This is a genomic window from Porticoccus sp. GXU_MW_L64, assembly GCF_052983295.1.
Genome location: NZ_JBRKJK010000006.1, coordinates 189,942 through 213,274, shown reverse-complemented (window position 1 = coordinate 213,274; position 23,333 = coordinate 189,942). Strand labels below are relative to the sequence as shown.

The 23,333-nt window shown below is 53.7% G+C and carries 14 protein-coding genes; 3 read left to right on the top strand and 11 right to left on the bottom strand.

The window, feature by feature from the left end:
* The first annotated feature begins 2 nt into the window (after positions 1 to 2).
* On the top strand, positions 3 to 698 hold the full coding sequence (locus tag ACVBEJ_RS06390; RefSeq protein WP_447128778.1) for a 4'-phosphopantetheinyl transferase family protein: 696 nt from the start codon (positions 3 to 5) through the stop codon (positions 696 to 698).
* Between the two features lie 94 nt (positions 699 to 792).
* On the opposite strand, the gene ACVBEJ_RS06385 is transcribed toward ACVBEJ_RS06390, so the two are convergent.
* The 3 genes from ACVBEJ_RS06385 to ACVBEJ_RS06375 form a co-directional block, all read right to left on the bottom strand.
* Positions 793 to 1,812 (bottom strand): CsiV family protein, encoded by a 1,020-nt coding sequence (locus ACVBEJ_RS06385; RefSeq protein ID WP_447128777.1) that lies wholly within the window; start codon positions 1,810 to 1,812, stop codon positions 793 to 795.
* Positions 1,813 to 1,969: 157 nt separating this feature from the next.
* Positions 1,970 to 5,425 carry a transcription-repair coupling factor gene (mfd, locus tag ACVBEJ_RS06380; RefSeq protein ID WP_447128776.1) on the bottom strand — a complete coding sequence of 1,152 codons (3,456 nt, stop codon included), beginning with the start codon at positions 5,423 to 5,425 and terminating at the stop codon, positions 1,970 to 1,972.
* A 333-nt stretch (positions 5,426 to 5,758) separates the two neighbouring features.
* Positions 5,759 to 6,970, bottom strand: coding sequence for an alginate export family protein (locus ACVBEJ_RS06375; RefSeq protein ID WP_447128775.1), 1,212 nt, complete (start codon positions 6,968 to 6,970; stop codon positions 5,759 to 5,761).
* Positions 6,971 to 7,384: 414 nt separating this feature from the next.
* Here ACVBEJ_RS06375 and ACVBEJ_RS06370 point away from each other — a divergent pair, with 414 nt between their 5' ends.
* Positions 7,385 to 9,220 (top strand): SLC13 family permease, encoded by a 1,836-nt coding sequence (locus ACVBEJ_RS06370; protein ID WP_447128774.1) that lies wholly within the window; start codon positions 7,385 to 7,387, stop codon positions 9,218 to 9,220.
* A 37-nt stretch (positions 9,221 to 9,257) separates the two neighbouring features.
* On the opposite strand, the gene putP is transcribed toward ACVBEJ_RS06370, so the two are convergent.
* The 8 genes from putP to ACVBEJ_RS06330 form a co-directional block, all read right to left on the bottom strand.
* On the bottom strand, positions 9,258 to 10,772 hold the full coding sequence (gene putP, locus ACVBEJ_RS06365; protein ID WP_447128773.1) for a sodium/proline symporter PutP: 1,515 nt from the start codon (positions 10,770 to 10,772) through the stop codon (positions 9,258 to 9,260).
* A gap of 101 nt (positions 10,773 to 10,873) precedes the next feature.
* Complete coding sequence (locus ACVBEJ_RS06360; RefSeq protein ID WP_447128772.1) at positions 10,874 to 13,456, bottom strand: TonB-dependent receptor plug domain-containing protein; 2,583 nt, start codon at positions 13,454 to 13,456, stop codon at positions 10,874 to 10,876.
* Positions 13,457 to 13,899: 443 nt separating this feature from the next.
* Positions 13,900 to 15,072 carry a FecR family protein gene (locus ACVBEJ_RS06355; RefSeq protein WP_447128771.1) on the bottom strand — a complete coding sequence of 391 codons (1,173 nt, stop codon included), beginning with the start codon at positions 15,070 to 15,072 and terminating at the stop codon, positions 13,900 to 13,902.
* Entirely contained in the window at positions 15,069 to 15,689 is a 621-nt protein-coding gene (locus tag ACVBEJ_RS06350; protein WP_447128770.1) for an RNA polymerase sigma factor, read from the bottom strand. The genes ACVBEJ_RS06355 and ACVBEJ_RS06350 overlap by 4 nt, the downstream gene beginning before the upstream one ends.
* A gap of 255 nt (positions 15,690 to 15,944) precedes the next feature.
* Positions 15,945 to 16,343 carry an ACT domain-containing protein gene (locus ACVBEJ_RS06345; RefSeq protein ID WP_447128769.1) on the bottom strand — a complete coding sequence of 133 codons (399 nt, stop codon included), beginning with the start codon at positions 16,341 to 16,343 and terminating at the stop codon, positions 15,945 to 15,947.
* Positions 16,344 to 16,349: 6 nt separating this feature from the next.
* Positions 16,350 to 16,913, bottom strand: coding sequence for a hypothetical protein (locus ACVBEJ_RS06340; protein WP_447128768.1), 564 nt, complete (start codon positions 16,911 to 16,913; stop codon positions 16,350 to 16,352).
* Between the two features lie 26 nt (positions 16,914 to 16,939).
* Complete coding sequence (locus ACVBEJ_RS06335; protein ID WP_447128767.1) at positions 16,940 to 18,409, bottom strand: alanine/glycine:cation symporter family protein; 1,470 nt, start codon at positions 18,407 to 18,409, stop codon at positions 16,940 to 16,942.
* Between the two features lie 140 nt (positions 18,410 to 18,549).
* Positions 18,550 to 21,255 carry a TonB-dependent receptor plug domain-containing protein gene (locus ACVBEJ_RS06330; protein ID WP_447128766.1) on the bottom strand — a complete coding sequence of 902 codons (2,706 nt, stop codon included), beginning with the start codon at positions 21,253 to 21,255 and terminating at the stop codon, positions 18,550 to 18,552.
* A 357-nt stretch (positions 21,256 to 21,612) separates the two neighbouring features.
* On the opposite strand from ACVBEJ_RS06330, the gene ACVBEJ_RS06325 reads away from it, so the two are divergent.
* Positions 21,613 to 23,079, top strand: coding sequence for a glyceraldehyde-3-phosphate dehydrogenase (locus ACVBEJ_RS06325; RefSeq protein ID WP_447128816.1), 1,467 nt, complete (start codon positions 21,613 to 21,615; stop codon positions 23,077 to 23,079).
* Positions 23,080 to 23,333 lie beyond the last annotated feature (254 nt).

Below are 23,333 nucleotides of genomic sequence, written 5' to 3'. Positions count from 1 at the left end.
CCATGCCTTTTCTGGTAAATGATAATTTTGCCGCGCCCCTGGCCGGGCAGGGGCTGGTGGTTGAATCCACAGGTTTTGACCTGAACAACTACCACCCCAACTGCTACCGGGACCTGGACATTCCTCTGCCACAACGTGTTGGCAAAGCAGTACCCAAACGACAGGCGGAATTTCTCGCCGGGCGCTACTGCGCCGCGCGCGCACTCCGTGCCCTGGGCAGTGATAACCTGATTGTACAAAGCGGTGAAAACCGCATTCCCCTGTGGCCTGCAAATGCCGTCGGGTCCATTTCCCACACCGCCGGCAAAGCCGTAGCTATCGCCGCCAGACAGCAGGATTACGCGGGTATTGGCATAGATTGCGAAATGCTGGTGAGTAACGATGTTTGTGAACGCATCTACAGCACTATTGCGGTGCCGCAAGATACTCAGGTGCTGGATGGCGGCCCCTGGGATAAGGCCTGGTTTTTAACACTGCTGTTCTCTGCCAAGGAAAGCCTGTTTAAAGCGCTGTATCCCACGGTTAATCAGTATTTTGGTTTTGACAAAGCGCAACTGCTGGAATTGACGGATACAAGCTTTGTGATTGAGTTGCGAGAATCGCTTAATAGTCGCTGGCAGAGTGGGCAAGCCTTTTGCGGGCGTTATTTGCAGGGGGAGGGATATGTGGTGACTTTGATAAATATACCTCCTCTGTAGTGCAGGGTGTAGCCCGGGTGCAGCGTAGCTCAACCCGGCTACGTTTGTCGCCACTGGTGAATTACAAGTTGCCAGGTAACGGTGATGCTGCCTGCTATTTATTGAGCAATAGCGGTGTAGGCGTAGTCTCAGGTTTTTCCGTTTCTGTTTCCGGCACTTCGTAGTGAGTCACCTGCACCAGAACCCCCATGTTCGGGTGGTCCAGGTAGTGCAGTTCGTCACGGCGCATGCGGCGGCTGGTTTTAAACAGGTTAATTTGGTCTGTTTTGAATTGCGGTGTTTCAGGGGGCAGTTCGCCAATCTGGAACAGTGGCAAGGTATCTGCGGGTTCCAGAATCAATTCGCCAAATTCAGCAGGATTTTGGGTGCCTGAAGACAGTGCCTGTTCTTCTTCCGGCTCAGCGGAAGGGGGGATTTCCACAATGGGGTATTCCGGCAACAGTGGCCACAGATCGTCGGCTCCCTGAGAGTTTTCAAAGCCTTCAAAACGCTCGAATTCAGAGGGCTGCGAATCCAGATTTTCCACAAAGCGGCTCAGCCACAGATTGGTTTCCAGGTGCAGGTAGCGGGAGCGCACCAGGCGCAGGCTGCCTTCCAGTTCAAAGTGTTCGCCGTAGCGGTCGCCAGCGCGCACCAGTACCCAGGGCGCCTGGGCAGAGCTGATACCCGGTTGACGCCAGGCTTGATGGTACAGCACCTGGTAGCCGGAGCGACGATGCAGGGCGGTGGCGTAGTTGTTCAGTTGACGCTGGCCTGACTCCAGCACCTGAAAAGGTTGTTCCTGTTCGGGTATTGCAGAATCGGGCTCCGGCGTTAGCAGGATGGAGTTGGGTGTTTTTGCGACAGTCTCAACAACTTCTGTAGCGGCTTCCTCGTTTTCAACTACCTGATTGGGGTCGAACAATTCCAGGTGGTTGTCCGGGTAGGTGAGAGTTACATCCCGGCGCGGCTGTTCCTGGCCGTAGTGGTCGGTCTGCTGGAAGACAATCACTTCCACCTGGTACCACTTTTCGGCATCGTCAGCGGCGGTGGCGGGCAGGGCCGGTAGCAATAACGAGAGACACAAAAGCTGCCGTATGGCTCTGAATACGGTTGTCCGTTTATTGTCTCTCATTTCTGGTCTCCTGTTTTTGCACTATTGCGAGGGTGGGGCATTGCCGTCATTGCGAGGAGTCGAAGACGACGCGGCAATCTCCATTCGATTGCGACATTGTCTCAAGTCCCCTGCCACACCGGTCAAGATCGCCACGCTGCGCACGCGATGACGGTTATCAATTTGATCCGCTTTGTAACAATTCCAGCAGTTTCTTCACCGTATTAATCCGCAGGTCACTGGTTTTCATGGCCGCTGAAAAGCGCAGTTCAGTAGCACCCTGGAAACGATAACGGTCTGGCTGCTGTTGCACAAGTTGTACGATGGTGATGGGCTCCACAGTTGTGGCACTGCCAAAGGTAAGGCCGCCGCCGGTGGCGTTGGCTTCAATTTTGGTAATACCCAGCTGTTCAGCCTGCAAACGCAGCTCAGTGACACGAATCAGGTTTTTCAGGTAGTCCGGCAGCAGGCCAAAGCGATCGATCATTTCCACTTGCAGTTCTTTCAGCCCGTTGTTGTTTTTGGCGCTGGCCAGGCGTTTGTACATTTGCAGGCGCATGGGCACATCGGGCAGGTAGTCGTCGGGAATCAGAGCGGGGATACGCAGGTTGATTTCCACGTTGTCGTGCATGGCGGCTTCCACGTCCGGCTCGCGGCCATCCTGAATGGCCTGTACCGCCTTCTCCAGCAGTTCCATATACAGGGTAAAGCCGATGCGCTGGATATGGCCGCTCTGTTCGTCGCCCAGCAGTTCGCCGGCGCCGCGAATTTCCAGGTCGTGCGTGGCCAGGGTAAAACCGCTGCCCAGATGGTCGGCAGCTTCGATGGCTTCCAGACGCTTGACCCCGTCCCTGGTCATGGTTTTCGGGTGAGGCGTCAGCAAATAGGCGTAGGCCTGGTGGTGAGAGCGGCCTACCCGACCCCGCAACTGGTGCAGCTGAGCGATACCGAATTTGTCGGCACGGTCGATAATAATGGTGTTGGCGCTGGGTACGTCGATGCCGGTTTCAATAATGGTGGTGCACACCAACAGGTTAAAGCGCTGATGGTAGAAATCGGACATCACCTGTTCCAATTCCCGTTCGCGCATTTTGCCGTGGCCGATACCGATGCGAGCCTCCGGCACCAGTTCCTGCAGCTCCCGGGCCACCTTGTCGATGGTTTTGACTTCGTTGTGCAGGTAGTACACCTGGCCGCCGCGCAGGGTTTCCCGCAGTATGGCCTCGCGAATCAGGCGGGTTTCGCTCTGGCGGATAAAGGTTTTTACCGCCAGTCGCTTGGCCGGTGGCGTGGCGATAATGGACAGGTCGCGAATGCCGCCAAAGGCCATATTCAGGGTGCGGGGAATGGGGGTGGCGGTCATGGTGAGTATGTCCACCTCGGCGCGCAGAGCTTTGACTGCCTCTTTCTGGCGCACCCCAAAGCGGTGTTCTTCGTCGATAATCAGCAGGCCCAGATTTTTGTATTTGATGCGGCTGTTGAGCAGTTTGTGGGTGCCGATCAAAATATCCACTTTGCCGTCGGCGGCGCGCTGGATAACGGCTTCCTGCTCTTTGGCAGTGCGGAAGCGGGACAGCACTTCCACGGTCACCGGCCAATTGGCAAAGCGGTCTTTGAAGTTTTCGTAGTGTTGCTGGGCCAGCAGGGTGGTGGGCACCAGAATAATCACCTGTTTGCTGTTGCTCACCGCGATAAAGGCGGCGCGCATGGCCACTTCGGTTTTGCCAAATCCCACATCGCCGCACACCAGGCGGTCCATGGGTTGTTCTGCCAACAGGTCTTTTTTTACCGCGTCGATGGCGTCCTGCTGATCCGGGGTTTCTTCAAAGGGAAAGTCCCGGCTAAAGGCCAGGTAGTCCTCTGCCGGGTCGCTAAAGCTGAAACCCTGGCGGGCAGCGCGTTGGGCGTACACCTGCAACAGCTCAGCGGCGGTGTCGCGAATCTCTTTGGCAGCTTTGTCTTTGGCTTTTTTCCAGCTGTCGCTGCCCAGCCGGTGCAGGGGGGCGGTGTCTTCCTCGCTGCCGCTGTAACGGCTGATCAGATGCAGGGACGATACCGGTACATAGAGTTTGGTGTCATCGGCGTATTCCAGGGTGAGGAATTCCTGCATCTCGTCGTTGACGCCAATGGTTTGCAGCCCCCGGTAGCGGCCCACACCGTGATCGATATGTACCACCGGTGCGCCCTCACGCAACTCCGTGAGGTTTTTAATAACGTTGTCGGCCTGGTCCTGAGTACGGGAACGGCGACGGCGCTGCAATACCTGCTGGCCGAACAGGTCGCCTTCGCTGATCAGGCAAATGGCCGGGTGCTCTAAAGTCAGTCCGCGATCCAGCGGCGCGATGGTGATAGAGCTGGGGTGGTTGCCGTTTAAAAATTCCTGCCAGTTGGCAACTTCCACCGGTTGCTGGCGAATGCTGGCCAGCAACTCCAACAGAGTTTCCCGGCGGCCTGCGGATTCAGCGCAGTAAAGCACTCGTTGTTGGTTTTCGAACAAGTGACTTTGCAGAGCCAGCAACGGGTTACTGGCGCGGGAATCCACGGCAACATCGGGGGCGGGTTGAAGCGAAAAGTTGCTGGCGCCGGTGCCGCTTTGCTGGTTGGCCGTCAGGTCGATACGCGGCCATTGTTTCAGCGCGGCAAACAGTTCGTTTACCGGTACGAATACCTCTGCCGGTGGCAGCAGGGGGCGTTCCCGGTCTACACCGTATTCTTCAAAGCGGTTGCTGGCCTCTTGCCAGAATTGCCCGGCAGCGGTTTCCAGATTGCCGCTGGTGAATACCTGGGTGTCACCGGGCAGGTAGTCGAACAGGGTGGCGCACTGTTCAAACTCTCCCCCAAAGAAAAGCGGCAGGAAGTATTCAATGCCCTGGGCGGCGGCACCGTTGCTGACGTCCTGGTATAAGGCGGAGCTGCGCGGGTCGGCGTCGAAGCGGCTGTGCCAGTTGTCCTGAAAGCGGCGGATGCCCGGTTTGTCCAGTGGCACTTCTTTGGCGGGCAGCAGGTCGATGGCGTCCAGTTGGTCAATGGTGCGCTGGCTCTCCGGGTCGAAGCTGCGCAGGGATTCGATTTCGTCGTCGAACAAATCCAGCCGAAACGGTTGTTTCGAGCCCATGGGGAAAATATCCACCAAAGCGCCGCGCACGGCGTATTCCCCGTGTTCGTACACCGTGTCCACACACTGGTAGCCAGCCTGTTGCAACTGTTCCCGCAGGCGATCTACGTTGACGGTATCGCCAGCTTTGTACACAAAAGAGTGACCGCTGATAAAAGACGGCGGTGCCAGGCGGTGCATCAGCGTGGAAGCGGGCACAATCAAAATGCCTTTGCTGACCTGTGGCAACCGGTACAGGCAGCGCAGGCGTTCGGAAATGATGTCCTGGTGGGGGGAGAACAGGTCGTAGGGCAGGGTTTCCCAATCCGGGAAGTGCAGCACCGGTAGTTCGCTGTTGAAAAACTGTAATTCGGTTTCCAACTGTGCTGCTGATTTCGCGCCGTCGGTAATCACCAGCGTCAAGCCATCAAACTGTTGTGCGGCTTCGCTAATGGCCAGTGCCTGTCCCGCCCCCTGCAAACCGCCCCAGCGGTGTTTTTGGCCAGCGGGTGGGGGCTCGGGTGGGTGCAGTAACGGCATGGGGTTCTACTTCTGGCGGTTCATTGGGGGCGCCATTTTAGCGGGGTGATACCGTCATTGCGAGGCCACAGGCCGTGGCAATCTCATCCATTGACTGCCGTATTGCCTGTTGAACGCAACCGCCCTGGGTGGCGATCAGAGATAGGTAGCACTTTACTGGACTCGCTGTACATACTTCCCTGTACGCTCGGATGCGAGATCCTTGTCGCATACGGTCCAGCAAAGTGGTGGATTACGCTATCGCTAATCCACCCTACGGTTTTGTCAAAACCAGTGATGTCTGCAACTCATTGTCAGAGGCGACGTCCCTGTCGCGTGATTTTAAGGCCGTTATCAAAAAGCAAACTGCGCAGTTAGCCACAATTTCTCGGTATCGGTACCAAAATCATCCGCACTGTAGTCCGCGTATTTCAATGACAGGTTGAGGTTGTCGTTGATTTTGCGGCCTACCAGAAAGCCCCATTCGGAACCCAAGTCGTCTACAGTGGCAGAGGCTTTGTCGGCACTGAAGTCGTGGTAGACAAACACCAGTTTAAAGCCACCGGCTTTGCCGCTGACGGAGAAGTACAGGTCTTCCACGCCGGTGTCGATGTTGCCGGTACCGCCAGCGATAAACATGTCGGTCCAGCCCTGGAATTTGTGCAGGGTGGCCAGCGGGGTAATAAAGCGGCCATCGTTGAGCAGGGAGCCGCCCGTGTCGCCATTGTCCGAGCCGAGCAGTTCATAACCCAGAGTGAGTTTCACTGGCTTGGTTTGCAGGGAGCCTTCCAGCAGCAGGTACTCAGCGCTGTAGTCCAGGGGGTTGTTGGCGGCGTCGGACTGAGTGGCATATTCCAGATTGTAGCTGAAGGATTTGCCGGCCTTGCCGCTGTAGCGAATGCCGTAAGTGTCGGTGGAGAACAGCGCGGCGTTGCTGTTGTCCAGCAGGTAGGCGTACAGGGACAGTTTGCCGTTTTTAAAGCCGCTGTAATTGGCGTTTACCAGCCAGCTGTCGTTGTCGTGGTCACCGATGGGGGAGTCTTCCCCGAAAATGCGGTTGACGTTGTTGATGTTGGCCACAAACACGGTGGTGTCTTTCAGGTGTTTGTCGGTGTAGCTGATGCCGTCGTAGGTCTGCTCGTTCTGACGGAAGCCAACGCCACCCACAAAACGCTGGTTGTCCAGGTTGATACGCTGGCGACCAAAGGTCGCATCGCTTTTACCGAAGTTGTATTTAATCCATGACTGGTTGACCTCGCTGCCTTCCGGGTCGGGAATGCCAACGAAATTGTCGCTGCCAAAGTGACTCACATCATCCATTTCCAACAGGGCGCTAAAACCTTTGTATTCTGCACTCTGAAAGGTCAGCCGACTGCGCAAAGTGAGTGCGCCATCGCTGGAGGTGTTATCCACTTCTTCGTAGCGCAGGCGGAAGTTGCCCTTCACGGTGCCGTTTTTAAAGGCATCGGAAAGAGAGTTGGCATCGTCTGCGTAGGTGGGGTTGGCAAATGCGCAAACCGCAGCGGCCACGGCGACACTGAGCAGGGTTTTTGAGGTGCTTTTCATGGTGTTTCTCCAGAATGTGAATGTCTGTCTGATGACGATTTTGTGACTCTGGAGAAGGGGGGCAATTGATCTGGAACAGGTGCCGGGAATAAAGCCTTGCAAGGCCCACTTAAGAGATAATTGACACCGCTTGAGGCTATAACTTTATAGGTACCCTGAGTCCGTGATTTCAGAGTGAGTGTAGAGTTCAAGATATTGGTTTCACAGTGGAATTGAAAAATCTTAGCTTTACCCGTCGGTTAAGTGGGCATTTTTCAAACCGCTGTGGAATCAAGAGCTTGTGCTATGCGCCGCTCTGAAGTCACGGATTCAGGGGTACACATAGGGGTGGAACATGGGACGTAATGGAGTGTTCAGTAGCGCGCATTGTCGTGTTAGCATGCAATGCCCTCGGGTCATAAAACGAATAATTCCATGGAAATAGCTTCTGGCGCTTTGAATGCCCATGCCATTGCTTCCCTGATTCTGACGGTGTTCGCCTTATTCCTGTTTTCCCGCGAGCGCATCCCCCTGGAAACCTCAAGCCTGTTTGTGGTGGTGCTGCTGACCATCGGTTTCACCCTGTTCCCCTATACCAGTGCCGAGGGCGTTGCTCTAAGCCCCACCAGTTTTTTTTCCGGGTTTGGCCATCAGGCCTTGATTGCGGTGTGCGCGCTGATGATTGTCGGCCACGGCCTGGTGCGCACCGGTGCGCTGGAACCGGTGGGCCGGGTGTTGGCGCGGCTGTGGGGCTACAGCCCGTTTCTGTCGCTGTTTGTGGCCCTGGTGGTGGCGGCGTTGCTGAGCGCCTTTGTAAACAACACGCCCATTGTGGTGCTGTTGTTGCCGATTCTGGTGACCGTGGCCAACCGCACCAAAACCTCTGTATCCGGCACGTTAATGCCCATCAGCTTTGCCACTATTTTGGGGGGTATGCTCACCACCATTGGCACCTCTACCAACTTGCTGGTGGTGAGTGTGGCGGCGGATTTGGGTTTGAAAGAAATCGGCATGTTCGACTTTTTTGTTCCCGGTTTGGTCATGGCTGGGGTAGGGGTGTTGTACCTGTGGTTGGTGGCTCCCCGCTTGCTGCCGGCGCGCGGCGCTCTGGTGGACGACGACTCGCCGCGCATTTTTACCGCTCATCTGCTGATACCGGAAGACGGCGACTGCGCTGGCCTGACGGTACGGGAGATTATCGATAAAACCGATGGCTGTATTCAGATAACCCGCATTCGCCGCAGTAAACAGAACTATGTATTTCCCTTGCCCGATGCCACGGTGCGCGGTGGTGATCGTTTACTGGTGCGGGATACGCCGCAAAAACTGAAAGAGTACGAATCCCTGCTGGGGGGGCAGTTGTTTTCGTCCGGCAAACTGGTGGACGAGGAAAATCCCCTCACCGACCCGGATCAACACATGGCGGAACTGGTGGTGGATCGCGGCTCGCCACTGGTGCGCCGCACCCTCAACGAAATCCGCTTTTTGCACAGCTACCAGGTAGCGGTGATCGCCATTCATCGCAAGGGCCGGGTGCTGGAAGAAATGCCCGATGGCATTGGCAAGGTAAAGCTGCGTCTGGGGGATGTGCTGTTGATCCAGGGGCCGGGGGAAAACATCGAAGACATCCGGCGCAGCGGTCAGTTGCTGGTGCTGGATGCCACCACCGAACTGCCCCATTCCCACCGGGCTCACCGCGCCCTGTGGGTGATGGCCGCGGTGATTGTGGTGGCGGCGCTGGGCATCTTGCCCATCGCCATCAGTGCGGTGTGCGGGGCGTTGCTGATGATGTTTACCAACTGCCTGACCTGGCGGGATGTGCAGCGGGCGCTGAGTGTGCAGGTGGTGTTGATAGTGGTGGCCAGTTTAGCTCTGGGCAATGCACTGATCTCTACCGGAGCAACGGACTGGCTGGCGTCCGGGTTTGTCAAAATTGCCGCCTATTTGCCCATTCACGGCCTGTTTGCCGGCCTGGTGTTGTTGATGGCGATACTCACCAATGTGGTGTCCAACAACGCCGCTGCGGTGATCGGCACACCCATCGCCGTCAGCATCGCCCAACAGCTGGGCTTGCCGCCGGAGGCGTTTGTACTGGCGGTACTGTTTGGTGCCAATATGAGCTTTGCCACGCCCATGGCTTATCAAACCAACTTGCTGGTGATGAACACCGGTAGTTACAGCTTTATGGACTTTGTGCGCGTCGGCGTACCACTGACGGTGATTCTGTGGCTCACCATCAGTTGGTTGTTGCCGCAGATGTATGGCTTCTGAATTCAGAGGTCAGCCGACAGAAAACAGCAGACAGAAGTCAGGGTGTTTTCGGTTGACGGTGCAAGCTGTGCGACAGTTCTGATTTCATGGCATCGAACCCTTTGCAAATGGCGGGCGATGGTTTTGTCGACAGCAGGCTTACCACGGCAATTGCCACGGTGCTTAAAGTGAATCCCGGCACAATTTCAAACAGGAAGTCGCTGGGTTTCTCTCCCTGAATGGTAAACGGAGCGTACACCCATACCAGTACCGTCATGGCTCCCACGATCATTCCCGCCAGAGCGCCGGTGAATGTCATCCGCTTCCAGAACAGGCTCAGTAATACCACTGGACCGAAGGCCGCCCCAAAGCCAGCCCAGGCGTTGCTTACCAGGGACAGGATACTGCTGTTGGGGTTTTGCGCCAGAATCACGGCGAGGCAGGCAACGGCTGCTACGGATATTCTGCCTGCCAATACCAGTTCTTGCGGCGCGGCTTGTTTGCGCAGGAACGTATGGTAAACGTCTTCCGTTAATGAACTGGAAGTGACCAACAGTTGGGAGGAAATGGTGCTCATAATGGCAGCTAATATGGCGGCCAATAGAAAACCGCCCACCAGCGGGTGAAACAGGGTGGTAGACAGAAAAATAAATACGGTTTCCGGGTCGTGCAAGGTGGCACCGCTTGCGGTGACGTAAGCCAGGCCAGCAATACCCACCGCAGTTGCCCCGATCAGGGCAACCACCATCCAGCTCATGCCAATACGCCGGGCCACTTTAATTTCCCTGACGGAGCGGATGGCCATAAAGCGAACGATGATGTGCGGCTGCCCAAAGTAGCCCAGCCCCCAGCTCAGTGCTGAAATAATGGCCAGGATGGAGGTGCCGCCAAAGGTCAATAAATTGTTATCGATAGCGGCAATTTGCTGCTGCGTTTCCACTGCGCCGCCCACTTGCCCAATGGCAACAATGGGTACCATCACCAGTGCCACAAACATGATGCAGCCCTGCACAAAATCGGTGGTACTGACTGCCAGAAAGCCCCCAAAGGTACTGTAAGCCACCACCACACCAGCGGTAATGATCAGGCCCAGCTGATAGCTCAGACCAAACGAGGTTTCAAACAGTTTGCCTCCGGCAACCACGCCAGAAGTGGTGTAGATGGCGAAGAAAATAATAATGATTGCCGAGCTGAATACACGCAACAGGTGACGTTTGTCGTCAAAGCGGCGTTCAAAAAACTCCGGGATGGTGACGGCATCATCGGCAATTTCGGTGTACACACGCAGTCTGGGCGCTACCGCCAGGTAGTTGAGGTAGGCGCCGGCAATCAGGCCAATGGCAATCCAGGAACTGGACAGGCCGGAAACGTACATGGCACCGGGCAGGCCCATCAACATCCAGCCACTCATATCCGAAGCACCAGCGGAAAGTGCGGTCACCGATGGGCTCAAGTTGCGACCACCGAGCAGAAAGCCGGAGACATCATTTTTGGTGACCGAATAACTGTAAAAGCCAATACCCAGCATAACGGCAAAATAAAGGCCGAGAGAGATGTAGATGCCAATATTCATAGATTTTTATCCACAAAAAAAAGCAGGTAGCGGTACACATACTGCTGTGTACATACCTGCTGTTAAGAGGGGTGCATTGGAAAATGCGGGGTTAAAAGGCCTTAAAAATCTGCCTGAAGTCTCAGGTAGTAGCTTCCACCACCGAGACCGGCAGGGTGGTTCAGGGGATAAATAGCCCCGAGGAAGCCACCATCACGGCCGGTAAAGCCAGCGGTCATCCACTCGTCCGGGAACTCGTCAAACAGGTTTTTGGCGCCCACGGCAACGTTCAGCGAATCGTTCAACTGCCAGGCCAGCTCTGCGTCCACCATGAATAGACCATCGGTGACCACTGGCAGGGTTTCGTCGTTGAACAGGGACTCGTAGGCCTCGCCAAAGTAATTGGTGCGAATCAGCGCGTTGAGGTTGCCTACCTGATGGTTCAGGGTGATGGTGGCGCGAATGCTGGGAATGGCTTCTTCGATTTCCCGCTCGCGGCCATCGCCGATGGTGGCACCGCGGTTGGTGACTTCGGTATCGGTGTGGTTCAAAGCCAGAGTCAGGTTGGTGCTGCTGTTGGCCCATTCAAACGAGCGGTTGGCAACCAGGTCAAGGCCGGTGGTTTTGGTGTCGAAGTCGTTCACAAAAAACTGCACGTTGCTGATGGTGGCGGCTTCCGGGTTGCCCAGGGCAACCAGTTGGGCACGTTCCGCATCACCGATGTTTGCGCTGGTGAGAGACACGCGGTCGTCCACTTCGATGTCAAAATAATCCAGAGTGATATCAAAGCCAGCCACCGATGTAGTCAGGCCGATGCTGAAGTTGCGCGCATCTTCCGGTGACAATTGGCCACCACCGAAAAATTCCGCAATGGGGTCGGTACTGGCAATCACCAATTGCTCAACCAATACACCATTCTGGAAGCCGGTAGATGCCCGCTGCAGGTTGGACTGGCCCAAGGTGGGGGCACGGAAACCAGTGCTCACCGCACTGCGCAGCGAGAAGCTGTCGGAAAAACGATAGCGCGCTGCAATTTTACCGTTGCTGGTGCTGCCAAAGTCACTGAAGTTTTCGTAACGGAAGGCGGCGCTCAGCAGAAAGCGGTCAGTTATATCTGCTTCCAGGTCGACATAAGCGCTTTCGCTGGAACGGCTGAAAGTTCCCGCTATATCGTCGCTGAAACCCTGAAAACCGTTGGCCCCGACGGAGAAACCCTGGGTGGCGAAGGGGCCAGCGATAAAGGATTCTTCCTGCCCGGCGAGAATCTCAAATTCCTCGTCGTGGTATTGCAGGCCGAAGGCGATATTGAGTTCCGAGGCCAGGCCAGCTTCTACGGCGTAGACAAAATCCGCATTGAAGATGGTTTCGCTCTGAATCTGTGAGCCCAGCTCGAAATCCGTTGGTGATGCCGCCCCCAGCGATGCGTTGATGGTATTGGAAATGGCGTACTGAACGTCATTTTCGCCGGTGCCTGCACTGATATCGTAGATCAGGCCGTTGGCAAATTCCCCGCGAACACCAAAGGTCAGGCTGGTGTCTGTGACGTTACCGCCAAAGCGCGGTGTGAAGCCGCCTGGGAATATGGACTGGAAGGCAAAGCAGTTGGCTGGCGCAGCAGCAAGAAATGCCTGGGCGTCTGCAAAGCTGGTGGTGGGCAGTGCACCGGTGGGGCAACCATCGCCGGTTGCATCGGCGAAAAGTACATTGCCACCGTTGGTAAATACACCGGCGCGATTCGTGGGGTTGCGGTAGAAGAAGCTGCCATCCACATCCCGGGTGGCGTAGTTGCCGAAGCCGTACAGTTCGGTAGTTTCGTTAATGTTAAAACCGGTGTTCAGAATCAGCTTGTAGTCATCTTCCACTTCCGGTGCGCCCCATACAACCACCGGGTTTGCCACCGGAAAGCCCGCCGCTTCCAGGGCGGCAGCACCACTGTTGGTACCTTCACCATCCTGCACGCCACGGCTGGTGGGGTCAGCGTTCTTCAGCTCGAAGGCGAGTACGGCAAAACCATCGTCGGTCACAGGCAGGCCAAAGGCGCCGGAAACCTGGTAGTTCCTGCCATCGCCTTCGTAACTTTCGCCCAGTTGAACGGAAATTTTTCGCGCGTTGGGGTCATCTTCCAGGGAAAAGTTCATTACCCCGGCAATGGCGTCTGCTCCGTACTGGGCGGCTGCACCATCCCGTAGAACTTCCACTTGTTTGATGGCAGCGCCGAACAGCGGATTTACGTCTACCCCCTGAGCGCCCCGGTTTACGCCGGAAACAAATTCGCCCACAACCGCTCCGCGGTGTCTGCGTTTGCCGTTCACCAGAACCAGGGTGTGATCCGATGGCAGGGCCCGCAGGTTGATGGGGCGAACCAGTGTGGCGGCATCGGAAATCGGTTCGCGGTTGGCGTTGAAGGAGGGAATAATGGCGGTGAGTACGTCGATTGGGTCTGTGCTGCCCTGGCGCTTGATGTCCTGGCTGCTGATTACGTCCACCGGTACAGCGGAATCAAGAGCGGATCTTGCCGCACGCCTTGAACCGAGTGTGGTTATTTCTTCCAGTACCGATGTGTCCTTGGCACTGTCGGCGGTTTCAGATGCATCTTGTGCGCCTGCCGTACCTGTAAAAATACTGGTTAATGCCGCAAAAAAACCGACCTTTAACTTCTTGCTGTTTTTGTTCATGGATTTACCCCCTGAATTGTCGTTTGGCATTGGCGCCGCCGCTACCGGCTTTACCAAAAACACCTTTTTCTCAGAGAGCTGGCCTTCAAACCCTGTGTTTTTCAACAACAGATCCAGTGCTTGCTGGGCGGTGAAATGCCCTTGAACCGGATTGCCCTCTTTGTTTGCGACAAGGTCATAGGGGAAAAGAAAAGATCGTTTTGTGACTTCGGAAAGAATACCCAATGATTGGCTGAGCGGTTGTCTCACAAGATCAAAAAAGTATTTGTCTTCCTCGGCTTTGCTGTATGCAAATTGGCTGAAAAATAAACCGAAAATACAGGCAATAATAAAAAACGGTTTTCTTGGTCCCCTATGCAAAAGTCTGGTCGCAAGCAGGTTGTTGCGACCTGTTCCTCGTCGATAATAGGGACGTTTAAAAACCGATTTTGTATAATTCAAAATAGTATTTTTTTCAAAAAAATTAAAAATAATTATTGCTTTGCCTGCAATTCAACATGATTTTCGTTGAGTTTGTTCACCTGTATGCCAAAACCGGACTCCAAGACATAAAACAGCGCGTCGGTGTCGCCGGCTTGAAAGTGGCCGCCAATACGCATTGTTTTCAGCGCCGGGTCTGCGACATCGATACGCATGGATGTGTGACGGCTGATTTCGGTCACCACCTGCTCCAGTGACTCACCGGCAAATACCAGCTTGCCATCCAGCCAGGAAAGTTTGCGAATCACTTCCCCCGCGTCGTGTTCAACAATATCCTCACTGTGCATTTCTACGGGAGCATCGCCGTTCTTTGTGGGGATGGATACGCTTTGACCTGCCGCCAGCTCACCCACATAAGTTTTGATGGCGGCGGGGGCTTCCCGGGTTACCGGCAAACCGACTTTGCCAGCTGGCAGCGCCGCCGACCCGGAGGGGAGGTCATCCGGTGTAATCACCAGGGTTTCATCCACGATGGCAAGTTCAACCCTGCCTTCAGAGACAAACACCTCGATACTGTCTTTGGAGCGATACACAGAGAAGGCGGTACCCAGAGCCCGCACCAGTCGATCGTTGGAATACACTTCAAAGGGGCGTTGTGTGTCCCTTTTTACGTCAAAATGTGCTTCGCCGCGAAGCAGGCGTATGCGCCGAAAGTTATCGCTGTAGATGACTTCAACTTCACTGTTGCTGTTCAGCCACAGCTGCGAGCCATCGGCCAGAGTGTAATGCGCCTGTTCGCTGACTTGCGTCAGATAGCGGTTGGAGGGTTCGTTGTTCTGGGGGTTCAATGCCCACAGTGTTACCAGAACCCCTATGGCAAGGCTGCATGCCAACGCGAACCCTGGTTGGGGCGTGGTGCGAACCGGCTTGATAATCAGCAACAACAAGGCCACCAGCGGCGACAGCAGCCAGGTTCTGAGCAGCTCCCAGAAAGACCACTGGCGCGCAGTGGGTGGGGCCATCATTTCGGAAAGAATCTCCATGTCTCCCCAGGTTTGTGACATGTGTACGATCACCTGGCGGTGTACCTCACTGGTGTCTACCCACTGGCGCAGGTTGGCCACTTCCTCCGGGGGGAGGGGGGATTCTTCTTCTATTTTAAGCAGCCACAAGGCGGCTTCTTCTTTAATTTTCTGGGGGTTGGCAAACCCTGTTACGTTGCTCATTTTCCAATCCTCCATGAGCTCGATTTGCTGTTTCCTGACAGTTGTTTCTCTGATGTCGTGTTTTCAGCTTGCTCAATCAGGTTGTCACACGCGGTCATGCCTTTGGCAATGTTCCAGTTAATGGTGCTGGTAGGCATATCTAATCGTTTTGAAATTTCCTTGATGGAAAAACCGTATACCTTGCGCATAATCACCACTCGCCGGCACTGTTCCGGCAGGCCCGCCAGCGCTTCGCAGAACAAACCGAGCTTCTGCTGCACTTCGCGGTTGTTTTCCAGATCGTCAATGGCCAGTGGTTCGCTGTCGGGGCCAATATCTTCAATGTAGTCGGTGAGTTTGTAGCTGGAGCGCCGGTACTCCGACATGATCAGGTTCTTGGCAACCCGAAACATAAACGGCTTGGGCTTTTGTACGCGCTCCTTGATGTCGGATTTGAAGGTGCGCAGAAACGTTTCCTGAGTGATATCTTCAATATCCTGCGGGGTGATAAAGAACCCGGAGATGTAGTGCCGGAGGGATTTCTCATGGCGCTTGAAGCTGTCGATGACACTGGTTTTTCCCGCCGTGCCATTACTGGCAGGGGAGGGTACGCCTTTTTCATGTTGCCTGTTAGTCACGGATATACTATCCCAAAGAAATACGGTCAAATTTGCCAAAATAGAGTGCTCCTCTATATATGACTCCTAAAGGGCAGAAATGTACAAGATTTTTTATTTGGCGAGGTTTTACCCTGTTGCCTGAATGCGGTGCCAATTGGACACTCTATGGCTTGGTTGGAAGTTGGTTACGGGTGCGGCTTGAGTGTATATCTTTGTTTTTTATGTATTTTTCCGAAGTGGGTAGGTTTCAAAATAATTTGGCGAGCATTGCCACTATTGACCATTAAGCTCCTTTAATACCGATAATGCGTCATCCGCTTTGCTGCTTGGTACAAAAATATGGTCATGGTAATAGGCAGCCACCATGTTCGCACTGATGTCTATTGAAGCTAGCCTGGTTGATACTGCTGCAGTAAGACCTACCGCCTCCAAGCTGGAATGCACTTTCAGTGTGATTTGACGGTAAGTGCCTTCAAAAGACAAAGCAGCTGCCTCTGCAGTCGGCTTTTCAAGTATTAGTGTCAGGCCCTCAGGCTCTATAAAGGTTGCAATTGGATGCAGCCCTAAATAATCCTCGAGGATGCCTTCGACAGTACAAAATACGAATTCTGTTTTCATCAACACCGGGTTCATTGAATCCAGCAGTTCTTTTATATTCGCTATTCCTGCCATGACGCCTTATTTTCCTTTGTTGAAGCCATAAAAGACAAAACAGAATGACAATAATTGCTGCGCCATTAGTATTGGTTTTTCCTGTAAAAACATCAGGCAGGCCATACTCAGATTCATCAGCATAAAATACAGCCAGCCACTTGAATGGTTTTTGGCCATGTAGTAACTGCCCAAAAGGAATCCAAGCATAACCCCAATCTCCAAAATCTGGCTAATAGAGGTAATGCCACCGTGGAGACTGAAGCTATAGAGAAGGCCAAAAGCCAGAGATCCATATGTTAGAACACTGACAAGTTGGTTAAAAAATTTGTGTGGCTTTTTATGATCATGGCAGGTGTTGTACAAACCGAGCAACATTGCTGGAACACCACCGGCTTCGATGGAGGCCGCAATCCAGTTTTGATGCCCTGCTAAAATGATCACCCAGGCCGGGACGCCCATAATATAGGCAGCCCAGGCGGTAATTTTCAGTTTTTTCTTGAAAACGCCTTGCTGACTTTCAGAAAAGCCGAACAAAATTTTATTGAGAAGATAAAACCCACCTCCCCAGATTTGTAAAACCAGATCCATGCAGCGTATTCTTCCAGTGGGGTTTGTTATTTGCGCCAGAAGTCGGCATTTTTAATTCCCAGTTTGTCAGGATCGAAGTTGTACTGATCAACTTTTCGCTGACGTTGAGCTTCGTAATCGCGCAACGCTTTAATGGCTGGCCTGCCCAGGAAGAAAATAATTAGCATGCCGATAATGTTGGTCCAGGCCATTAAGCCAACTCCGATGTCACCTAACCCCCAAGCCAGATTAGCCGCTTTTACAGTGCCGTAAAATACCACGATCATCAGGCCAATCTTCAACGCCAGAATGACGCCCGGCAGTTTTAAGGAGCGCTTTAAGTACATTACATTGCTCTCAGCAATGTAGTAGTAGGCCATTATTGTGGTAAATGCGAAGAAAAATAACGCCACTGAAATAAATGGGCTGCCAGCGCCAGGTATCACGCTTTCAATGGCCAGTTGGGTAAAAGCCGGGCTGTTAGCGCTGACATTTGCTGGTAAGTTTTGAATTAAAAATCCGGTTTCTGCGGTGCCAACATTGTAGGCTCCGGTAATCAAAATCATGAACGCAGTTGCGGTGCATACAAATAATGTGTCGATATAGACGGAAAACGCTTGCACCAACCCCTGTTGTGCAGGGTGTTGTACTTCTGCTGCGGCAGCTGCATGAGGAGTGGTACCTTGTCCGGCTTCATTGGAGTACACACCTCGCTTGACGCCCCAGCCGATCGCCGCACCAAATCCGGCCATTGGTGTAAAGGCATCATTAAAAATCATGCTAAAGATACCCGGTAATTGGTCAATGTTAAGGAACACAACAATACAAGCGGTGATAATGTAAGCCAGCGCCATGAACGGAACCACAATTTGTGCGAAACTGGCAATGCGCTTGACCCCGCCAAAGATAATAAAACCGAGAATGGTCACGATGGTTGCGCCGGTGATGATTTTAGTCGTGCTGAATGTTCCCATTGAGGTTTGGATCAAACTGCCTTCCCCAATCGTATGTACTACAGCATTGCCAATTGCATTGGACTGTACGGTGGGTAATAAAAAGCCACAGGCGAGAATGGTGACAATGGCAAATAGCCAAGCGTACCACTTTTGCCCAATGGCTTTTTCAATGTAGTAGGCTGGGCCACCACGATATTCACCTTCGTGAACTTCTTTGTATATTTGCGCGAGGGATGCCTCAACGTAGGCCGTAGCAGCACCAAAAATAGCCACAACCCACATCCAGAATATGGCACCTGGGCCTCCAAATCCGATGGCGGCGGCTACGCCGGCAATGTTACCGGTGCCGACCCTGCCAGAGAGCGACATGGCCAGTGCCTGAAAGGGCGAGATACCTTTTTCTGAGCTTTTTCCTGACGTTATTAATCGCAGCATCTCCCTGAATAATCGAATCTGCATGCCGCGAGTCAGTACGGTATAAAACAGTCCGGCAGCGAGACACAGATAAATCAGTACCGGGCTCCAGATAATAGTATTGAGGAAGTCAACAACAGCTTGCATGGATAAGGCCTTGTGTTTATGGGAGCTTCTGGGAGTACATTCTTTGTGGGAAAAAAATAACCGCAGCCCAAGCTGCGGTTATTCTCCAAAGCGGGTACTGGAGTGGTGCGAAATTTAGCACTTCTCCAGTACGCTGCCGGTTAGAAGTTGTAGTTGGATCGCAGGTAGTACGTACCGCCGCTGAAACCGAATGGTGCAGTGGCCGGGAAGCGTGCGCCTGCTACGCCAGAAAACTCATTTTCATCAGGCAGTGCGTCGAACAGATTGGCAGCACCGATAATGACGTCAAAGTTTTCACCAAAGGTGTAACCGAATTCCACATCAAATGTAATCTCACCGCCTGGCTCGATGGGCAGGTCCCCGGAATCCAGGTGCGCTTCGAAGTAGGAGTTATGGAAGTTGGCTCGTGCCAGTACACGCCAGTTATCCGCACTGTGGCGAAAGCTCAGATTGCCTTTCAGGTTTGGCAGGCTGTCTTCCAGTTGGCGCAAGCGGGTGTCGCTCAAATTACCACGGCGAGTGACCTCTGTATCGGTATAGTTGACCGCCAATGCCAGTGTGCTCGAACCGCTGCCAAGGTCGACAGGCAGGTTTGCCACGATATCTGTTCCCTGGGTGCGGGTATCAAAGTCATTTGCGAAGAAGCCGAAAGACCCCAGGTCTTCTGAACCGATAAAATCGGCGGAGTTGATAACACCTGCCGCGTTCAGTGCATTCAGAATCTGGCTGGTTTGCGCGTCTGCTGGAAGTGTAACGCCGGCATCGGCACCTGCTTGAAGCAGTAATCCACGGAAGTCTTGCTGGTCAGTAATCGCAATGCGGTCATCCACCTCGATGCGGAAAAAGTCCACTGTCAGGCTCAGGGCGCCAATTTCAAAGGCACCGCCAATTGAAAAGTTATCCGCTTCTTCGGGCCCCAGGGTAAATGGATTACCCAATTGCTCGTTGACAAACTGGCCTGCGGCGGTATTCAGAGGCAACGTGCCCTGGTCAACCAATATGCTGCCGTTAAACGCTGTGGTGATGTTGGTTACATTTGCCTGACCAGTGGTCGGTGCATGGAAGCCTGTTGAGAACGTGGCGCGGAAAGTCGCTCCTTCCGCTGCGCGCCACAAAGCGCCCAATTTGTAATTGGTGGTATCGCCGAAGGTGTTGAAATCTTCATAACGAACGGCTGTTTGCAGGGTTACTGCCTCGGTTACATCGGCCTCCAGGTCGATATATACCGCCGTGTTGTCCTGCGTGTTGGTGCCTGCCGATGCATTGCTGAAACCGCCAAAGCCATTGGAGCTGGATGCAAAGCCCTGGCCATTTGGAAAGGCCGATGATGGTGTTGCCAGTGGGCCTAACGCAAATGACGCATCGTCACCTGCTTCTATATCGAACTCTTCTTCGCGGTATTCAATACCACCTGCGATGCTCAGCTCAGACGCAAAACCGGAAACCGGTACCGAGTAGGTCAAATCGATATTGAAGTTGTTGTCGGTTTGCGTATAGGTACCAGGGCGGAATGAGGTTGGTGTGTCCGGCCCCAGGCTGGCATTAACCGTGTTGTTGATAAAGAAGGCTGCCTCGTTCTCGCCATAGGTGTAGCTGACATCGTACGTTAAACCGTTTTTGAATTCGCCGCGTACGCCAAATACAAGGCTTTTGTCTTGTGAGTCACCACCAAAGCGCGGGGTGAATCCACCCGGGAACAGTTCAACAAATGAGAAGCAATTTGCATCGTTCGCCACCTGCGCCAAAATCGTTGGATCCGGCAGGCTGTTAACTCCATTTTGCAACGGGATGCCTGCGGGACAATCACCTGCGGTGTCACCGGACAGATCACCCACCAGAATTGATGGCACACCAGTGTCACTGGCCGCACCGGTCAGGGGGTCAACAGTCGGGCCGGTAAACACGCCACCGCGGTCGGTTGGGTTACGGAAAAAGAAGCCGCCTTCTACCTGGCGCTCGGCATAGTTACCAAATGCATAACCTTCGACATTCTCGGCAATTTTAAAGCCGGAGTTAAAGAACAGTTTGATGTCATCGTTTACTTCCGGCTGACCCCAATACTGCACAGTATCCGCCGTTTCAGTATTCACGTTGATGTTGGACACAGCGGTATTGCCCGCTGCAATCAACGCCAGTGCGTCGTCACGTTGTATTGAACGAAAAGTCCCGTCTGATTCAGCAAATTCACCGGTAATGCTTAAAAAGCCTTCTTCGCCCAGAGGCAGACCAATGTTGGCGCCAATTTTTACATTGTCACCATCGCCTTCATAGGTGGAGCCGTACTTCACTTCAACCGTGCCGCCCTCGCGATTGTCTTTCAGCTGAAAATTGATCACCCCGGCAATTGCATCTGCACCGTACTGTGATGAAGCGCCATCGCGCAGTACTTCAACCTGTTTCAAACCCAGAGCCGGGAACACGCCAATGTCTGGGCCGTGTGCACCATCTGCGATGCCTCCACCCAAAAAGGAGATGACTGCTGAGCGGTGGCGGCGTTTGCCGTTGAGGAGAACCAGGGTGTTATCCGGTGACAAACCGCGCAGGTTAGCCGGGCGTACGATGGTTGCTGCATCAGAAATCGGCTGGGTATTTACTTGATAAGAGGGTACTACGGTACGGATCAGGTCCGAAATGTCTGTTGAGGCCTGATCCAGAATGTCATTGGCGTTGATTACATCAACCGGTGCGACAGTGTCTGAAGCTGAGCGGGCTTGACGGCGTGAGCCGATGGTTATTACCTCCTCTTGAATTTCTTTCTCTTCTGCAAACGAAGGTGCAGCCGCGCCACTGCTTAAGGCGGCCACTGCAGCGGCCATTGCGGTGATTTTGCTTGGGAATGGTTTCATGGTTTTTTCTATCCTCTATCAGTTATTGGTCTGGTTGCGTCAATGCTTGGTTAATATTTTCTTCCTGATTTGTTCAGACGCATTACCGAGGAAAATGTACAAGGCAATATGAAAAAAAATGGATGAGCCAGGTTTTAAAGGGGCATTTGCACGATTTGTGGGTATGTATTTTTGTTGTTTACTTTCAATTGGCGGTGATTTTTTCCGCTGAAAAAAGCTGTTTTTGCGCTTTTCTGTAATTCACTTTCTGCCAATCATGTGGCCTATACACTTTTGGATAGAATGTATTGCGCAACGGTTTGGCTGTGTTGATAATGCGCGCAATTTCCTCAACTCAATGCCTAAGCGCAGGACGTCATCGTGAAACAAGCCAGACCCCAACCCGCCGATTTTTTTGTCGACTGGAAAGAACGTGAAGCACTGGCGGAAGCCATGATTCCCCTGATTGGCCAGCTCAATCGTGAACGCAATGTGGGCATTTACCTCTACGACCGCACCCTGGTAAACCAGTCGGTTATCGACATTATGAAAGCCCACCGCCGGGTTCGTCAGGCGGAGCAGAATGAAGTCTCCGAGTTTGAAACCTACCCCATGTTGAAAGCCTTGTTGGACCTCAATCTGGGCCACGCTCATGTCGATTTGGGCAAGCTGACTTCCAAGCACATGGACCTGGACAACGGCCAGTCTCCGGAAGATTTTTTGCGGGTTGAACTGGCGGATGCTCTCAACAAGGATTCCAAACCATTGCCGCAACCACAGGATGTGGTGTTGTACGGTTTTGGCCGTATTGGTCGCCTGCTGGCGCGCCTGCTGGTTGAAAAAACCGGCGGTGGCGATGTGATGCGCTTGCGCGCCATTGTGGTACGCCAGGGCAAGGCCAAAAACGATCTGGTGAAACGCGCCAGCCTGCTGCGCCGGGACTCTGTGCACGGCACCTTTCACGGCACCATTCGCATCGACGAAGAAAATAACGTGCTGGTGTGTAACGGCAACCCCATCAAAATTATTTACGCCAACAGTCCGTCTGAGGTGGATTACACCGAATACGGCATCAATGACGCCATCGTGATCGATAACACCGGTGTGTGGCGCGACGAGGCTGGCCTGGGGCAACACCTGGAGTGCCCGGGAGCGTCAAAAGTGCTGTTGACTGCACCGGGTAAAGGCAACCTGAAAAATGTGGTGTACGGTATTAACCACAAAGCCATTTTGCCGGAGGACAAAATCGTGTCTGCCGCGTCCTGTACTACCAACGCCATTACCCCGGTGTTGAAGGCGGTGATGGACAGGTACGGCGTTGAGCACGGCCACGTGGAAACCGTGCACGCCTTTACCAACGACCAGAACCTGATCGACAACTACCACAAGGCCGAGCGCCGTGGCCGTTCTGCACCGTTGAATATGGTACTCACCGAGACCGGCGCCGCCAGTGCGGTGTCCAAGGCGCTGCCGGAGCTGGAGGGCAAACTTACCGGTAATGCCATTCGGGTGCCGACGCCCAATGTGTCCATGGCGATTCTCAACCTGAAAATGAGCAAGCCCAGCGACAAGGAAGAATTCAATGAGTACATGCGCTCTGTGGCGCTGCACTCGCCCTTGCAGCAGCAGATCGATTTCACCGATTCTCCGGAAGTGGTATCCAGCGACTTCGTTGGCTCCCGTCACGCCTGTATCTACGATGCCAAAGCCACCATTATCTCCGGCGACAGCGCCGTGCTGTACTGCTGGTACGACAACGAGTTCGGCTACAGCTGTCAGGTAGTGCGCTGCCTGGAAGAGATGGCGGGTGTTAGCTGGGATGTGTATCCGAAGGAAGTTGGATAGGGCGTACTGTCCGATCTGGTCTTCTACAAAACCCTGCTTCGGCGGGGTTTTGTTTTTTGTTACGGGTTGCGTGTTTCGGGCTGCGAGTAGATCGAGCGTAGCTGTCATCCTGAGCATAGCGAAGGATATTGTACTGGCTGCGAGTTGTGAGATTCTTCGCTGTGCTCAGAATGACGCAACCCGCAACCCGCAACCCGCAACCCGCAACCCGCAACCCGCAACTGGTTTTATCCTAGCCAATGGTGGTAATACCC

Coding starts and splice junctions, on each gene's coding strand:
- ACVBEJ_RS06390 (WP_447128778.1), top strand. CDS start 3: ATGCCTTTTCTGGTAAATGATAATTTTGCCGCGCCCCTGGCCGGGCAG.
- ACVBEJ_RS06385 (WP_447128777.1), bottom strand. CDS start 1,812: ATGAGAGACAATAAACGGACAACCGTATTCAGAGCCATACGGCAGCTT.
- mfd (WP_447128776.1), bottom strand. CDS start 5,425: ATGCCGTTACTGCACCCACCCGAGCCCCCACCCGCTGGCCAAAAACAC.
- ACVBEJ_RS06375 (WP_447128775.1), bottom strand. CDS start 6,970: ATGAAAAGCACCTCAAAAACCCTGCTCAGTGTCGCCGTGGCCGCTGCG.
- ACVBEJ_RS06370 (WP_447128774.1), top strand. CDS start 7,385: ATGGAAATAGCTTCTGGCGCTTTGAATGCCCATGCCATTGCTTCCCTG.
- putP (WP_447128773.1), bottom strand. CDS start 10,772: ATGAATATTGGCATCTACATCTCTCTCGGCCTTTATTTTGCCGTTATG.
- ACVBEJ_RS06360 (WP_447128772.1), bottom strand. CDS start 13,456: ATGCCAAACGACAATTCAGGGGGTAAATCCATGAACAAAAACAGCAAG.
- ACVBEJ_RS06355 (WP_447128771.1), bottom strand. CDS start 15,072: ATGAGCAACGTAACAGGGTTTGCCAACCCCCAGAAAATTAAAGAAGAA.
- ACVBEJ_RS06345 (WP_447128769.1), bottom strand. CDS start 16,343: ATGGCAGGAATAGCGAATATAAAAGAACTGCTGGATTCAATGAACCCG.
- ACVBEJ_RS06340 (WP_447128768.1), bottom strand. CDS start 16,913: ATGGATCTGGTTTTACAAATCTGGGGAGGTGGGTTTTATCTTCTCAAT.
- ACVBEJ_RS06335 (WP_447128767.1), bottom strand. CDS start 18,409: ATGCAAGCTGTTGTTGACTTCCTCAATACTATTATCTGGAGCCCGGTA.
- ACVBEJ_RS06330 (WP_447128766.1), bottom strand. CDS start 21,255: ATGAAACCATTCCCAAGCAAAATCACCGCAATGGCCGCTGCAGTGGCC.